A 14,531-nucleotide genomic window follows, 5' to 3' on the forward strand; every position below is an offset into this window, starting at 1 on the left:
TTTTTCTAACACAATCAGTTAGTTTTAGGTTTGCGCCTGACCATGGAATTGTTAAAATTCACGTTTACGGTTTTTTTGGATATGGATAGTTTTTCACCCTATTGCGCCCCTGCCGGGGGTGAAGAGGCGAAAGAAGGAAGATGAGCGGATATGTAGTTCCCCTCTGGGAAAACAAAACGGCCCCTTGCGGCGGCCTTAACGGTTGCCCGGCCAATACCGATATAGCGGCGGCCCTTCACGCGCTGTCCCGCAACGAGCCCGGAAAGGCCTGGCGCATCATGATGGACAGCCACCCGTTAAGGGGGGTGCTGGGCCGTGTTTGTTACGGTTTTTGCGAAACGCCCTGCAACAGGGGCAAGTTCGACCAGGCGATTTCCATACAGATGCTAGAGTCGGTGATCGGCGACCACGGGTTCGATCCTTCCTACCGCCCGGCAATGGCGGCTCGCAACGGCAAAAAGGTGTTGATAGTGGGCGCTGGCCCCGCCGGTCTTGCGGCTGGCTGGTTCCTCAACCTCGCCGGGTACAAGGTGGATATCCACGAGGCGGATGAAAAGGCCGGTGGCGTATTAAGATACGGCATCCCCCAGTACAGGCTTCCCAGGGAAGCGCTGGACAGGGAGATAGGCCTTATAGAAGCATGTGGCGTGGAAATAAAAACCGGCAAGAAAACAACCCCCGCTGACGTGAAAAAACTCTTGGTCAACGGGTATCATGCGGCCATCGTGGCCACCGGCGCCGGGAATGGCAGGAAAGCCGGAATAACCGGCGAAGACAAAACTTTAAACGGTATCGAGTTCCTTCGCGCCGTCAACACCGGCAAAACCGGCCCAAACCATTTCACCGGGAAGAAAGTGGTGGTAATAGGCGGTGGTAACGTGGCCATGGACGCATGCCGGTGCGCCACCCGGCTTGGGGCCGTATCGGTGAACACACTCTACCGCCGGACAGAAAACGAAATGCCAGCCCACGCAAATGAAGTGAAGCAGGCGCGGGAAGAAGGGGTGGTGTTCGAGTTCCTGGTGGCGCCGGAATCTTACGACGGCAAGGTTTTGAAGAGCCGGAAAATGCGCCTTTCCGGCGACGACGAGTCGGGCCGGGGCAAGCCTGTTCCCACCGGCGAAGTGATAACCACCCCGGCGGACGTGGTGATAATGGCCATCGGCCAGGAGCCGGAGAAATGGGAGATGACCGGCGTCTCCAACGTTTTCTTCGCCGGTGACGTTTTGCCGGACTCCAGGGGGACCGTCATACACTCCATCGCCGCGGGCAAAAAAACGGCTGAGGGCGTTCACAAGCTTCTTTCCGGAGCCTCCATGTTCGCCCCGTCGGGTGAAGAGGTCACCTACGACAAGATGAACGTGAAACGCTATTTCGTTGAATCAGCGCGGATACGCAACCGCACGGCCCCCGCTAAAAAGCGGATTGCCGGTTTTGAAGTGATTGAGCAGGTTGTAACCCTGGAAGAGGGCATTCTGGAATCAAACAGGTGTTTCCGGTGCGGCATGTGCATCGGAGGGTTGAACTCCGATTGCGACTGGTGTTTCCGCGCATGTGGAGATAAAAAGGGAATAGAGAAGGCCATGGTGGAATGGACCCCTGAGGGGAAGCTGTTCAGCCGGGGCGATGATTGCGATTACTGCGGCCGGTGCTGGGAGGATTGCCCCCGTTACGTGGTGCGGCCTGTGGAAGTGGAGGAGGTGGAATGAGCGGCGCGGACCTTTTGACAAAAGACTGGCCAGACTTGTCCGGCCTGCCCGATAACGGCCCCATTACCAGGGCGGATTGCGCTTCCAACGGCGTTTCCCCCGGAGCCTGCGGGCTGTACGCCGCCATTGGAGAGGTGAATCTGCGCGCTTCGCTGGAATCCGCAAAGACCATGCAGGCCCGGGGCACTTACGGCGCGGGCGTATTGCTTCGGGGCATCTATCCCAAACGGGCGGATTTTTACGCCTTCCACGTCCTTTACAGGGACCGGGAAGTGGCTAAGAACCTGGAGCCGCTTATCACCGAACACAAACTGGGTATGCGCCATTACGGCGAAATGGAACCGCTGGTTACGCCGGAAGCTTATCGCAAATATTCCCTGCCGGAAATGCGGCGTTATTTCCTCAGCACCCCCACGGAAGACGAGATGATGCGCAAGACCCACACCAGCGACGAAGACCTGCACGTGCGCCGGGTTGTGGAGAGGTTCAACAATTCCTATATGGGCGAGGCCAGGATTTTCTCCTCTGGCAAGAACCTTGGGGTGTTCATTACCGCCATGGAGCTGAAAGACACCATAGACGCTTTCGAGCTTTACCAGTACGCCGAAAAACCGCTTTCGGCCATTATGATACACATGCGCTGGCCCACAAGCATTGTGTCTTCCGGCATCTGGTGGGGCGCGCATCCCATAAGTTTCCTTAATTCGGCTATTATCCACAATGGCGACTTGTCTTCCGCCCCGTCCAACGCCATCGGCCTTCAGGCCGGCGACGTGAAAAGGTGCGTTGGCACCGACTCGGAGGCCATCCTGCTGGAGGTGGATGACCTGGTGGGCAAGAACCTGGATTACCAGAAAATAGAATGGGTGATGTGCCAGAAGTTCCCCCAGGAGCTTTCCACCCTAACGGCGGATGAGCGGGCGGAATACATGAAACTGGTGTCCGACCCCATCCTGGCCCGATACAAAATGAGCGGCCCCTCTTCTTTTGTGGCCCTCGTTGGCGACAAGGTTATCGCCGGGCGGGACCGGGACGGTTTACGCCAGCTTTGGATGGGCCGTTCATCCGACGGGAAAACGGCCATCTGGGGTTCCGAGGAGAAGGTGATTTATCACAGCGCCTGGATCGCGCAGAAGGATTTCAAATCGGTCAACTGCGAGCCGGGACGGCTGGTGGCATACGAGATAAAGAACGACGGTTCCATTGATGGAGTGTTCGGTGAAACTCTCTGAAAGAAAAATAGTATATGAACGGCCGCTGAAAGTCGGCATCGGCCGGATGGGCGGGCCGTACAAGGTTACGGTGGATCCGGACAAGTGCGTGTGGTGTTACACCTGTATGGGCGAGTGCACCCACAACCTCACAGACAAGAACCGCAAGACAGGTGTGTTCGAAGGGGTAAACGTATATCTTGACGCCAAAGGCAGAAGACTGCCCGAAAGCGCCTCGGCGCAGGCGGCAAGCGTCGTACAGCATTTGCGCGTGCAGGATGAGGACTGTTGCAACTGCAAACGGTGCGTTGCCATGTGTCCCACCGACGCCATAACCGTGGACAACAACCCGAACTTCCAGGTGATAGGCACACCGGCCCACGGAGCGCAGGTCATCTTCCAGAACCTGTACAGGTCTTTCGGCCAGCGTATGACCAGCTCCATGATGGACTACAACCAGCCGCCGGACTACGAGGATTTCCACATAGACGCCTCCATAATCCTCAACCCCCAGCGTGACAACGTAAACGAGTTCGCGGGCCAGCTGTCGCATTGCTATCTGGGAAAGAACCCGGAGCGGCGCCTGCGGGTGAACACGCCCGTTCTGGACTCGCACATGAGCTACGGCTCCAACAGCCACGAGGCCATGTTGTCGCGTATTCTGGCCTCGGTGGAGTTGGGCCGGCCGTTTTTCGCCGGCGAGGGGTATCTTCATCCGGATTTCGCCCCGGCCTTCAAACATTGCATCCTGCAGTTCGGCACCGGCGGGTTTGGCCCCTGGGTGGATTTAAGCCAGTTCCGGGGCATATCCATGAAGTACGGGCAGGACGCCAAAAAAGGCAAAGGCGGAAAACTTCCCGCCCCGAAGAACGACTGGGAGATAGCGTTAATTCGCTGTATAGAGCCATACAAAGATGTGAATTCGCCGAACCCACAGCATCTCCAGTATTCCATCGAGGAGCTTAGGATGCGCATCGCCAGCCTGCGGGCGGCGCTGGGGCCCAACAAGCTGGTTGGCGCTGACATTTACGGCACCATCTGGAACGTGAACCACATCGTGGTGGCCCTTGCCCGGGCCGGATTCGATTATATAACCCTCCGGGGTGGCGGTGGCGGCACTGGCGCGGCGTCTATAACCGATTTGCAGAACCGTGGCATGAACACCCTTTATATCGGCAAGATCGCCCATGACGCGCTGGTGGCCGAAGGGTTGCGCGAGAAAGTCTCCCTCATAGGCGAGGGGGGCATTATGAACCCGAAAATGGCCATGCTGGCGCTGATGGTGGGCTACGATTTCGTGGGCACTGGAACCCGGCATCTTATCCCGCTGGGTTGCACCATGTGCAGACGGTGCCATACGGGCCAGTGCGCCTGGGGCATCACAGCCAGGGCTTACGGGCACAGGATAGACCCGGAAGACGGCGCCCGGCGGATAGTGAACATGATGAGCTCTTGGAAACGGGGCATGGAAGGGCTGGCGGCGGGTCTTGGTTTCACCACCCATGAAGACGTGGTGGGTTCCAGGAAATTCCGGTATCACGGCTCCAACCCCTTGCTGTTTGAGACTTTCGGCAAACAGCCGTTCTGACGGGTTTTACATAGCATCAACTGCTCGAACAGGAGAAGAAGGCCTTGGAGGAACTGGTTTTAAACAACGGCGTGGATGAAAACAGCGTGGCCGCCATGGTGGCCGGGCGGAACGCCGTCATCATAGACTGCGGCGTGATGGACATGAACGGCGAGAAGCTCAACGGCCTGATGAAAGCCGCCAGGGCCGCCGGTGTGACAGACTTCACGCTGAACAACGTTTGCGGCCAGACGCTCATAGGCACTGGAGTGTCCGGCCCGGCCAAAATTTCCGTTTACGGAATAATGGGCAACCATTCCGCGGCGTTCATAGACAAAATCCAGCTGAACACTTACCCAACCAAGTTCCCGAACAATGTCTGGTGTCCGGGGGACGCCCAGGTGGCCATCGGCAACACCTCCAATCCCACGGAGCTTAACATCGGCGGCTCTGTGGACGACCTTTTCGCCTCTTATTGCCCGTCTGGCCTGTTCCGGGTGGCGGGGCAGGGGGGCAACCGGTGCGGTTTGCGAGCCGGGGCCGGCATCCCCCACGTGTGGCGCGAGATTGACTATTCAAGCTACGAGGGGCTTTCCAAGGAGGAAACCAAAGAGACTCTACTGCTAACCTATCAGAGCCGCAAAGCCAGGATCATGGCCCACGGGTGGGAGTCGTTCCAGCAGGAATACAAGCAGATCGTGGAGAACCGCAACCCACCGGTGATAGTCATAGGCAGAAGGGTGCGGGACTATTTCATGGAATACGCGCAGGGTACCATTGGCGTTATCCTGAACGTATATGACATACCAAAACCGGCCGGTTATTACATCTGCTCGGGGATGACGGCGGGACACGCCTATATCCGAGGCGGCATAGAGAAAGAGCAGTTGGGGGCCAGAGTTAAATTCGGAAAGCCTGGCGATCCGGATTACGAGTTTCTAACCGGGCAGATAAACAGTTTCTTCGAAACGTTCAAGGACAGGATGAGTGACACCTATATGGAAAAACTCAATGGGTTTATTGACAGGTTCCGGAAGGATCCTTCAACCATCCTTGGCGAGTTCAAGAAGATAATTCCGGAGACCGGCGCTGGCCATTAAAAATGGCTGAAATCGCCGTCGTCAAAGTGTGGCGCGGCGGCGCCTTCGCTGGCCTGTACGGTACCCTGACCTGGTTTTGAGAAGCTGGTTCCGCCTCCCTTGGCTATCAGCTGTTTAAGGATATGCTCGCCGTATTTCCGGTCGTCTTTCTGGATGTGGTTGTTCAGCCAGTTCCGCACGAAACCTAACAGCTTCAACACCGAAGGATTGCGGCCTTCTATGAAATCCTTATACAGCTTGCTCACGTTGTTGAGCAGTTCAGTATGGATTTTCTTGTGGGCGGGGAAATCCGGGTAACCATATTTTGTCATTAGCTCCTCTTCCTGGGAGAGGTGCGTTTTGGCGTAATCCAGCAGGCCGTCCAAAGTTTTTCCGATAACGTCCCGGTCATGTCCCGCCTGTTCGGAATCGTAAAGGGTGTTAAGGATTACGATCAGCTTTTTATGTTGTTCATCCATCTCCGGCACACCGGTGCCGAACACAGCCGGATCCCACTTTATCCTTTGGCCGTGATAATCGCCATGGTCGGCCGCATGGGCGGCGGCCGGGGTAAATACAGCCGATGACGGCCTGGGCGCTGATTTGCCGGTTTGTTTCAGGATGTATTCGCCGTATTTTTTGTCTTCTTTCTGGATGTGGTTGTTCAGCCAGTTGCGGACGAATCCAAGCAGTTTCAATACCGATGGATTGTGCCCTTCCACGAAATCCGTGTAAAGCTTGGTCACGTTGTGCAGAAGGTCGGTATGGATTTTCTTGTGGTTGGGGAAATCCGGGAAGTTGAATTTCTTCATCAACTCCTCTTCCTCGGAAAGGTGCGTTTGGGCGTATTCCACCAAACCGTCCAGGGTTTTGTTGATCACGCGCTTGTCATGCCCTTCCTGCTCGGCGTCGAACAGCCCGTTGAGGATATTGATGAGCTTCTTGTGTTGCTCGTCCATTTCCGGTATGCCGGTTCCGTAAACCGCCGGATCCCATTTGATCCGCTTTCCGTTATCTCCAGCGGAAAATGAGCGGACTGGCGCCATGGACTGCGCGGTGAACGACGCCGAAGATGGCGGCAAAGCCTTCACTGAGCCGGTGAAATCTTTCAGCTTGAACCGGGACAGCATCTCTCTTAGCCGTTCCGAATTGCCGGACAGGTCTATAGCCGCCGCCGCGGTCTGTTCGGCGATGGCCGCGGTCCGCTGGGTCACTTTGTCTATCTCGGCCAGGCCTTTATTGACCTCGTCTATGCCTACCGCCTGTTTGTTGGACGATTCTGCGATTTCCCTCACCAAGCCTGTAACCTTGGTGACCTCCGCCACGATAGACTCCAGAGCCAGGGCGGTCTTGTCGGCTATCTCGGCTCCGTTCCTGGCTTTTATCACAGAACCTTCTATAAGCTCCGCCGTCTCCCGCGCCGCCTGGGCGCTCCTGGCGGCAAGGTTTCGCACCTCTTCGGCCACCACGGCGAAACCCTTTCCGTGCTTACCGGCCCGGGCCGCCTCCACCGCCGCGTTGAGCGCCAGGAGGTTCGTCTGGAAAGCAATCTCGTCTATGACCTTGATGATCTTGAAGATGTTCTGGCTGGAATCGTTGATCTCCGCCATGGCCCCTACCATCTCTTTCATCTTGGTGTTGCCCTCTTCGGCGGCGTGCCGGGAATGTTCCGATAACCGGTTGGCCTGACCGGCGTTTTCCGCGTTCTGTCTGGTTTGGGCGGCTATATGCTCTATGGAACTCTTAATCTGCACCAGCGCCGAAGCCTGCTGGGTGGAACCATTGGAGAGCGCCTGGCTGGATTCGGACACTTGGCTGGAGCCGGAGGCTAAATGGTTTCCAGCGGAGTTTATTTGGAAAATAAGATAGTTCAGATCTTCCACGGTTTTGCGAAGGGCGCCCATGATGACATCCCGTTCATCCTTGGGGGAGGCTTCCATGGTAAGGTCGCCTTCTGAAAGAAGCTGGAGCGCCCCCACCACCTCATATTGGAGGTTGTCCGCAAAATCGTCCATGGCTCTGGCCATCTGCCCGATTTCGTCGGTGCGTCCCAAATCAAGCCTCTCTTCCAGATGCCCTTTGCCCATCTCCTGGATCATGTGGATCACCCTCTCCATGGGCTTGGTAATGGCCCTGGTGACTATTACCGTGGGGATAATGCCCACCATCAAAGCCATAAGGATGAGGATGGAAGAGGCGGTGTTGGCTTCTAAAAACAGGGTTTCAGCCCGGCCCCGCAGTTGGGAGCTTCCCGCCGCCGTCAGACGCCGTATTTCATCTATGTTGGAGATCATCCGGGCGGATTCTTTTTCCACCTGGGCGGAGTGGGTCACAAGCCTGGCCAGTTCGGCCTTGTAATTATCCAGCTTGCCTCCCAGCGGGCCGCCCGCTTTGCCGGAAACGCCTATGAGGCTTTCCATGCTGTCGGACAGGTTGTTTATGTTTTTCGCCGTGGGACTGAAATGGAACACCGCCTTGCTGTATTCCACTTTGCGGAGCCTTTCGCGCAGTAGCGGGTCTGAAACCATCCGGAACATTTCATCCGCCATGGAGTCTGTCCTGGCGTAGGCGTTCTGGGCGGGTTGATAGGCCGACATCAGGTTGTTGAAGCTTTTTTCGTAGCTTTGGACTGCGCCTCTGATCTTTTCTAACAGCGCCAGGTCTTCTTCTTCCGCGTGGGAGTTCTGGCTGATGGTTTTATAGTCGTCCTCATACTCGGAAATAAGGCTCTTTATGGCGGACGACTGCTTGTCACCGAAAGCCGGGTTGTTCCCGCCGTAAAGCAGGAAATCGCTTTGGGCCACGTTGAGCTTGTTGACCATGGCGTTGAGGTCGAGAAATTGCAGGTCCAGCTGGGAAACGTTGGTTAGCCTGCTTATGTAAGTGTAGCCGGTTATTCCAAGAATAAGGGCCAACAGCACCAGACTGCCGTGGCTGTTATAAAGTTTAAGACTAATGCTGGTGCGCTTGGCCGCCGCGCCGAAAGACACCACCAGCGGCGCCACGATAAGCACCGTTACAGCGATGATGACAACCCAGAACACCGCGGAGAACGACGAGGTGTCCTCGCTAATCTCCTGAGTATCGCCGCCTTTGTGGTTTTCAAGCCAGTTGGTGGAGAGGATTTTGGCGCTTTCCGCGTCAACTATGGACGAGACCCGGGCCTGATCCCCAGCTCTGGACGAAACGGCCTCTTCCGCCGCCAATACCGCCGATGGCGTGTACGCAGTAAAGAAAACGACAAGAAAAAACGAAATGAGCAGTCTTTGCATGAATGCCCCCGGAAACAAAAGACTGATTTTGAACGAAGATTGGATTGACACAATTTACTCTAACGGCAATGGAAAAGCAACGGATAAAGTTTTAGGGTGGTGTCTCAGTTTGAATCTCAAATAATAGGCAGATCCTTCACTTCGCTGGCGCTTCGTTCAGGATGACAATGTTATCAACGGCTTTTATATTGTCATTCTGAGCGTAAGTGAAGAATCTCCCCTGTACTTTCAAACTGACACACTACCAGTTTTAGAAGTCCATCTGGGCACGAAGGGCCACTATTGTAATGTCCCTGTCTTGAGCGGTTGGCAGGTTGGAATGCAACTGAACGTCCGGGGTTATGGCTATCATCGGGTTAAGCCTGGCGTTGTAGTAAATTTCCAATGCGGTCTGGCCATCGGAATTGGCTGAATTATCAATGTTATCGTTTAAGCCAAGCCTGGCGTAGCCTATGCCTATCAAATCATCCCACCGGCCCCACAACCCGCCGGAGAATGTAAGCCCGCCGGAAGCCATGGACGCCACACGGTTCTCTTTTATAGTGTCGTCCGTAGTGGCGTAACGCAGGAAGAAGCCCATATGGTCGGTCACGAACTGGTCGAAACTCAAACCCATCACCCGGTTGGACCTGGTTTCAGCGCCACCCAGGTCATGGTACTCCCGCCCGTCGCTCACATAATAGAACCTGTAATTCCCCTCCAGCCCGCCCATGCTGGGCCTGAACGAAAGCTGGGCCACCAAATATGGGTTCCTTTCCAGATGGTCGAACCCGGAATGGGCATAAATGGCCTGAAACTCCGCCCAAGGCGCTGGGGTTAATATAATCCTCAAAGCCGGGGAAAACAAAGGCTCCAGCGATTTGCCCACTATGCCTGAAGCCCTGTTAAAAGCGCCTGAAACAAAAGCTGTTTTCTCGCTCCCGGCCAATATGTTCTCGTCGAAAAGGGAGCTTACATCCATCTTCCCGGCGCTTATGATGAACCTCTTTTCCAGAAAAAGCCCTTCCAGATAAGCGTGGGAGATAATTATCCCTTCATCTTTATCTCCAGCCAGCCGCTCGGCGCCATAATTCACCGGTATATCGGTGGCCAACGCCGGATCCAACCCTCTACCAGACCATGCTTTGGCCCCGATGATGAGGTAATAAATATCATTCTGGCTATATACTATTTCCATATCCAGAACGGCGCTGGCGTTGGTTTGTCCATCGCCCCGGGCGGTTTTGGAGGAGCCCTGCAATATGCCTGTGAGCCCGCCTGTGAACTCTGGCCCCCGGGAGTATTTTTCCTCGGAAAATACCAGTGGCGTGGTGGTTTCACCTTCCAAAAGTTCCCCTTCGGCGCCAGCGGGAGGTTCAGATTCCGGATTAACCATGGGCTCCGGGGATGTTTCCGCGGTGGGGGATGGCGCTTCACCCTGTATGGTCAATTCTTCAATTAATTTCTCAAGGTTGCGCCGGTGTTCTTTCTCCTGTTCAAGCTCCTCGGTAATCCGTTCAAGCTGTTCTTCTATGGCTTTGATTTTACTGTTGGAATCCGCAACTGAGGGGGACGGGAAAAGGGCCGCGCCGAAGGCCATGAAAAGTATAGGAAAAGCCGATTTTCCCACTACAACCTTATGCTCAAAAAACTTCATGGTTTACCGGACATATCAAAAATCATATCGTGATCGCTAAGTATATCCGAGAATTGATATAAAGTCGCGGAGCTATCCGATAAAAAATGTTTGGTGTCGCCCGCCTGTATGTGAAAACGGCGCTGGTTTTTTTCGGCGCGGGCCTTTTCCTGGGGGGCTGGATTTTGGCCCAACAGGTTTTGGGTTTTGCCGTGGCCTCCGCCGGGACGCTGATGTCGGCCCATACCCATCTTACGCTGGTGGGGTTCATGACCATTCTCATCATGGGTGTGGCTTACTGGATGTTTCCGCGCCCCGCCAGGGAGGACATGCGGTACAGCCCCAAAATGGCGGAGATAAACTATTGGCTCATCACCTTGGGCACGGCCATAAGGGCTATGGGGGAGGTGGGCATGGCTTTCTCGCCCAATACTGGCCTTTGGGCGCCGGTTACGGTGGGCGCGGCAATGCAAATAGTAGCGGGCTTCATTTTTATATGGAACATCTGGAGCAGGATACGCTCCATTGGAAGCGCCCAGCGGGAAGCGAAAGGGGAGAAGTTTTAAATTGAGCGGATGCGGGAATAGAAAAAGGATTGAGACGGACGAGAACGGCGAGGAGGAACGGAAGGGGACTTTTGCGCCTTTCATATCCGCCGGGGTCATACCGGTGGCAGAGCTGAAAACCCTTGTAGCGCAAATGGAAGCCGAAGGGGCGGACAATATAAAGCTCACCGGCGAGATCATCTTCGTATGGGGCGATGGAAAAGTTCCCGAAGATATAGAAGGGCGTTCCGGCCGGAAGGCTAACACCTTTAAGGCTGGCGGCGTGCGGCCTGTAAAAATGTGCTCGGCGGAGACATTCTGCCGCCGGTTCAAAAAACCGGTGTTGGGCCTGGCCATGCGGATAGACGAACTGTACCGTGGAGTTGAACTGCCAATGAAACTGGCCATAGGCGTGGCCGGGTGCCAGCGGTCTTGCAGTGAGCCCGCCACCAAAGACATAGGTGTTATAGCCAATCCCAGGGGGTACGAAATACTGGCGGGAGGCGCCGCCGGGTTTAAACCCGGGATCGCCACGCGGCTGGCGGTGGTTTTAACCGAGGAGGACGTTATAAAAACCGTAGGCCGCATCATAGGATACTTCTCAAAAAACGCCATCAAAGGGCACAGGCTTGGCGCGGTGATAGAGAAAAACGGTTGGGAACCTTTTAAAGCCCATGCGCTGGAAGGGGTGAAGGTTTTGGAAGAGGACAATCCGGGGGAATAAACGCGCAAATCATCGGCGGGGAGCCGATAAGGCTTTTCCCCAGCCCGGCGTTATGGGTGGATACGGGGCCATCGTACCGTTCCAGCCCCATTATCTCCAGCGTCGCCTCCCACAGCTCGAAATGACTCTGGCTGAACACCGGGAAAAGGCCCATCTGCCCGCATCGGGCCACAACCGCTCTTGCCTCCATAGGGGCGAAGGTTTCATAGCAATTGGGCGAACGCTCGCCGGACAAAAACATTTCCAGCTCCCGGTTAAACCATAAGGCCGCGCCGTGAGCCGGTGGGATACCCATTTTCTTTTTCATTTGTGCCGTCCTTTATTCGAAACGCCGCCGTTTGCAAACATCGGTCTCCCGCGGCCTGCAAGCCGCGCCAATGAAGAAGGTAGCCCAGTTAAATTACAAAATCACTATAACCTGATAAAGAAGTTAAACTTGGCAAACCTGAAGGACTTGAAAAACCTGATAAACCTGAAAAACGCCGCTTGTGTTGTGAAACGGCTTTATGCGACGCGCGCCCGTTGCCGGTTTTCGCCGCTTCACCGAGGTCGCTGACCTCGGTTCTTGTTGCTTCGCCGAGGTCGCTGACCTCGGTTCTTAAATAATCCGTGGCCGGGCGGCCACGGGGAAGCTTTACGTTGATTATTTCCCGGGTTGAGGCTACACTTTTAACCATTCTTTCGGGAACTTTTGAATCAGGAGAAGCGCGATGTCCGAGAACGTTGAAACATATACCGATGACAATTTCAGCGAAAAGGTTGTTAAATCCGAAAAACTGACCCTTGTGGATTTTTGGGCCGAATGGTGCGCCCCGTGCCGCATGATCGCCCCCGTGGTGGAAGAGCTTGCCAAGCAGTACCATGGCAAGGTGAACGTGGGCAAGGTGAACGTGGATGAGAACAACAAGATCGCCACTCAATACGGCATCCGCTCCATACCCACCCTGCTGTTCTTCAAGAACGGGCAAATTCTAAAACAGGTGGTCGGCGTGCGGAGCAAAGCGGAGCTGGACGAGATAATCTCGCAGAACGCGTAACCGGTTTTTCAGCGAAACACTAAGCGGGCGCTTTAACCGGCGCCCGTTTTTTTTTGGATTATTCCCGGTTCAGGTACTTTACGCTTATCTCTTCCGGGTCCAGCCCCAGGGCCTTGGCGTATGCCTTTAAAAACCCTTTCATGAAAACCGGGGCCGGGAAACTTTTGCTGTCTTCCCTCTCTATGGCTTCCAGGTAAGATTTCTTTACCTTGGTTTGCGAGGATATCTCATCCAGCGACGCGCCTTTGGCCAGGCGTATGTTCTTAAGATGGGCCCCGGTTACAGGCCCCGTGTTAAGCGCCGGGGGTGGGGTGCCCGGCACATGGACATGGCTCTTATCCTGATTCTGACGCGCCGCCTGTGGCATGGAAGCCCCCGCCCCATGGAAAGATTCCAACAGCCTTTTACGGCGTTGTTCCGCGCCGGTGGAGGGCGCTTTTGTATCGGCGGTAACGGTTTGTTTCAAAGCCGCGTCATATTCAGCGCGAAGGGCCGGGTTAATGAGCGTTTCAAACGCCAGCTGGACCCGTTTTATCATCCATTGGCGTTCCGCTTCGGAGATGGCGCCGTAAGCCGCCCTGGAGTTTTCGCTGTAAACCGACGCCAGATAAAGATAGGCCCGTTCCACCTCCTCCTGGGAGGCGCGGGGCTGAATGTTCAGCAGTTCGTAATAGTCCAGCTCTGCTATCTTTTTGCGTTTCATGAACTGATAAGGTTCAACTGGTTGCTTTTAGCCCGTTCCGGCGCAAGCTTTAACAGTTCTTTCAAAATCAGGCTGAAATGGGCCGCCGTCTCGCTTTTTCCATACTCCACCAGGAATGGCGTGTTCCTGCGGAACGAGTGGGGGACACGCTCGTCGAACGGTATGATGCCCGCATAATCCATATGGATGCCGTAGAACTTGTTTACGATCTCGCAGATGGAGGGGCCCAGGTACCTGTCGTGCCGGTCCCGGGCCTGGTTCACCACCAGTTTAAACTCCATCTCGTAAAGGGCCTTGGCCACTTTTTCGGCCACCTGGCTGTCGGTTTTTTCTATCTTTTCCAGTATGGATTCCAGCCGGGCTATCAGGTTGCCTTCGCCCATGTCGCCGAAACCTTCGTCCAGATATTCCTCGAACAGCGGCCTGTCCACGATGTTTTTAAGCTTTCGATGGATAGAGGCCCGGATAAACCTGTACGCCGTTTCCACCGCCGTGGGTTCGGGGGTTATCAACATCACCTGAATATGACCCTCCAGGAAAAAATCCGCCGCCTGGAAGTTTGTGCCGGGGCCGATGTCCAGAAACAGATGTTCGCAGGGAATGGACCGAAGACGTTTTACCAGTTTGGTTTTGACCGCGGAGTTTGGATTGGCCGCGTTGATGGCGTCCTTTGCGCCGGGGATAAGCCTTAGGTTGTTGAAGGGAGTGGGGACTATAACATCCGAAAGGTCCGCCACGCGGCCTTGCAGGAAATCCGACAGGGTTTTGGATGGATGTTTCATGCCCAGGGCGGTATGGGCGTTGGCGCATCCCAGGTTGCCATCGAACAAGATGACATCTTTCCCATCTCTGGCCAAAAGTATGGCCAGGTTCGTCGCAAGCAGGGTTCTTCCGGAGCCGCCTTTGCCGCCCCCGAAGGACCAAATTACTTTTTCCTGTTCGCTGGAAATATCCACCGCCCCCCCCTTTAAGGAGAAATGGATTAGAGTTGCCATGCTGATGAAGCACGGAGTGGGACTAAGACTCAAAAATAAAATGAAATGATACATCAATATAGCGGATATTCCAA

13 protein-coding genes are annotated in these 14,531 nt (G+C 55.1%); 7 read left to right on the forward strand and 6 right to left on the reverse strand.

The window, feature by feature from the left end:
- The first annotated feature begins 140 nt into the window (after nt 1–140).
- The 4 genes from HY751_00380 to HY751_00395 are packed head-to-tail and all read left to right on the forward strand — an operon-like array spanning nt 141 to nt 5,587.
- Nucleotides 141–1,709 (forward strand): FAD-dependent oxidoreductase, encoded by a 1,569-nt coding sequence (locus HY751_00380; protein MBI4664842.1) that lies wholly within the window; start codon nt 141–143, stop codon nt 1,707–1,709.
- Nucleotides 1,706–2,941 (forward strand): hypothetical protein, encoded by a 1,236-nt coding sequence (locus HY751_00385; protein MBI4664843.1) that lies wholly within the window; start codon nt 1,706–1,708, stop codon nt 2,939–2,941. Before HY751_00380 ends, HY751_00385 begins: the two co-directional genes overlap by 4 nt.
- Nucleotides 2,928–4,508, forward strand: coding sequence for a 4Fe-4S binding protein (locus HY751_00390; GenBank protein MBI4664844.1), 1,581 nt, complete (start codon nt 2,928–2,930; stop codon nt 4,506–4,508). Before HY751_00385 ends, HY751_00390 begins: the two co-directional genes overlap by 14 nt.
- Nucleotides 4,509–4,552: 44 nt before the next feature.
- On the forward strand, nt 4,553–5,587 hold the full coding sequence (locus tag HY751_00395) for a hypothetical protein (protein ID MBI4664845.1): 1,035 nt from the start codon (nt 4,553–4,555) through the stop codon (nt 5,585–5,587).
- On the opposite strand, the gene HY751_00400 is transcribed toward HY751_00395, so the two are convergent.
- Nucleotides 5,584–8,838: a bacteriohemerythrin gene (locus HY751_00400; protein ID MBI4664846.1), complete on the reverse strand. Its 3,255-nt coding sequence runs from the start codon at nt 8,836–8,838 to the stop codon at nt 5,584–5,586. The two genes, HY751_00395 and HY751_00400, sit on opposite strands and share 4 nt — an antisense overlap.
- Nucleotides 8,839–9,088: 250 nt before the next feature.
- A complete protein-coding gene (locus tag HY751_00405) occupies nt 9,089–10,474 on the reverse strand; it encodes a carbohydrate porin (GenBank protein ID MBI4664847.1) in 1,386 nt (461 codons plus the stop codon).
- An 86-nt stretch (nt 10,475–10,560) separates the two neighbouring features.
- On the opposite strand from HY751_00405, the gene HY751_00410 reads away from it, so the two are divergent.
- Both HY751_00410 and HY751_00415 read left to right on the forward strand, forming a co-directional pair.
- Nucleotides 10,561–11,019 carry a cbb3-type cytochrome c oxidase subunit I gene (locus tag HY751_00410; protein ID MBI4664848.1) on the forward strand — a complete coding sequence of 153 codons (459 nt, stop codon included), beginning with the start codon at nt 10,561–10,563 and terminating at the stop codon, nt 11,017–11,019.
- 1 nt (nt 11,020) lies between these two features.
- A complete protein-coding gene (locus HY751_00415; protein MBI4664849.1) occupies nt 11,021–11,722 on the forward strand; it encodes an NAD(P)/FAD-dependent oxidoreductase in 702 nt (233 codons plus the stop codon).
- On the opposite strand, the gene HY751_00420 is transcribed toward HY751_00415, so the two are convergent.
- Nucleotides 11,664–12,029: a hypothetical protein gene (locus tag HY751_00420; GenBank protein MBI4664850.1), complete on the reverse strand. Its 366-nt coding sequence runs from the start codon at nt 12,027–12,029 to the stop codon at nt 11,664–11,666. The two genes, HY751_00415 and HY751_00420, sit on opposite strands and share 59 nt — an antisense overlap.
- Before the next feature lie 88 nt (nt 12,030–12,117).
- Nucleotides 12,118–12,399, reverse strand: coding sequence for a hypothetical protein (locus tag HY751_00425; protein ID MBI4664851.1), 282 nt, complete (start codon nt 12,397–12,399; stop codon nt 12,118–12,120).
- A gap of 33 nt (nt 12,400–12,432) precedes the next feature.
- On the opposite strand from HY751_00425, the gene trxA reads away from it, so the two are divergent.
- A complete protein-coding gene (gene trxA, locus HY751_00430; GenBank protein ID MBI4664852.1) occupies nt 12,433–12,759 on the forward strand; it encodes a thioredoxin in 327 nt (108 codons plus the stop codon).
- A 58-nt stretch (nt 12,760–12,817) separates the two neighbouring features.
- Here the strand turns inward: trxA and HY751_00435 are convergent, their stop codons facing one another.
- Together HY751_00435 and HY751_00440 are read right to left on the reverse strand one after the other, a co-directional pair.
- A complete protein-coding gene (locus HY751_00435; GenBank protein ID MBI4664853.1) occupies nt 12,818–13,462 on the reverse strand; it encodes a helix-turn-helix domain-containing protein in 645 nt (214 codons plus the stop codon).
- Nucleotides 13,459–14,457 carry an AAA family ATPase gene (locus HY751_00440; protein ID MBI4664854.1) on the reverse strand — a complete coding sequence of 333 codons (999 nt, stop codon included), beginning with the start codon at nt 14,455–14,457 and terminating at the stop codon, nt 13,459–13,461. The genes HY751_00435 and HY751_00440 overlap by 4 nt, the downstream gene beginning before the upstream one ends.
- Between the last annotated feature and the right edge of the window lie 74 nt (nt 14,458–14,531).

It is taken from the genome of Nitrospinota bacterium, from assembly GCA_016208975.1.
Lineage (GTDB): Bacteria > Nitrospinota_A > UBA7883 > UBA7883 > JACRLM01 > JACQXA01.

Coding starts and splice junctions, on each gene's coding strand:
- HY751_00420 (MBI4664850.1), bottom strand. CDS start 12,029: ATGAAAAAGAAAATGGGTATCCCACCGGCTCACGGCGCGGCCTTATGG.
- HY751_00380 (MBI4664842.1), top strand. CDS start 141: ATGAGCGGATATGTAGTTCCCCTCTGGGAAAACAAAACGGCCCCTTGC.
- HY751_00405 (MBI4664847.1), bottom strand. CDS start 10,474: ATGAAGTTTTTTGAGCATAAGGTTGTAGTGGGAAAATCGGCTTTTCCT.
- HY751_00425 (MBI4664851.1), bottom strand. CDS start 12,399: ATGGTTAAAAGTGTAGCCTCAACCCGGGAAATAATCAACGTAAAGCTT.
- HY751_00410 (MBI4664848.1), top strand. CDS start 10,561: ATGTTTGGTGTCGCCCGCCTGTATGTGAAAACGGCGCTGGTTTTTTTC.
- HY751_00440 (MBI4664854.1), bottom strand. CDS start 14,457: ATGGCAACTCTAATCCATTTCTCCTTAAAGGGGGGGGCGGTGGATATT.
- HY751_00385 (MBI4664843.1), top strand. CDS start 1,706: ATGAGCGGCGCGGACCTTTTGACAAAAGACTGGCCAGACTTGTCCGGC.
- HY751_00400 (MBI4664846.1), bottom strand. CDS start 8,838: ATGCAAAGACTGCTCATTTCGTTTTTTCTTGTCGTTTTCTTTACTGCG.
- trxA (MBI4664852.1), top strand. CDS start 12,433: ATGTCCGAGAACGTTGAAACATATACCGATGACAATTTCAGCGAAAAG.
- HY751_00435 (MBI4664853.1), bottom strand. CDS start 13,462: ATGAAACGCAAAAAGATAGCAGAGCTGGACTATTACGAACTGCTGAAC.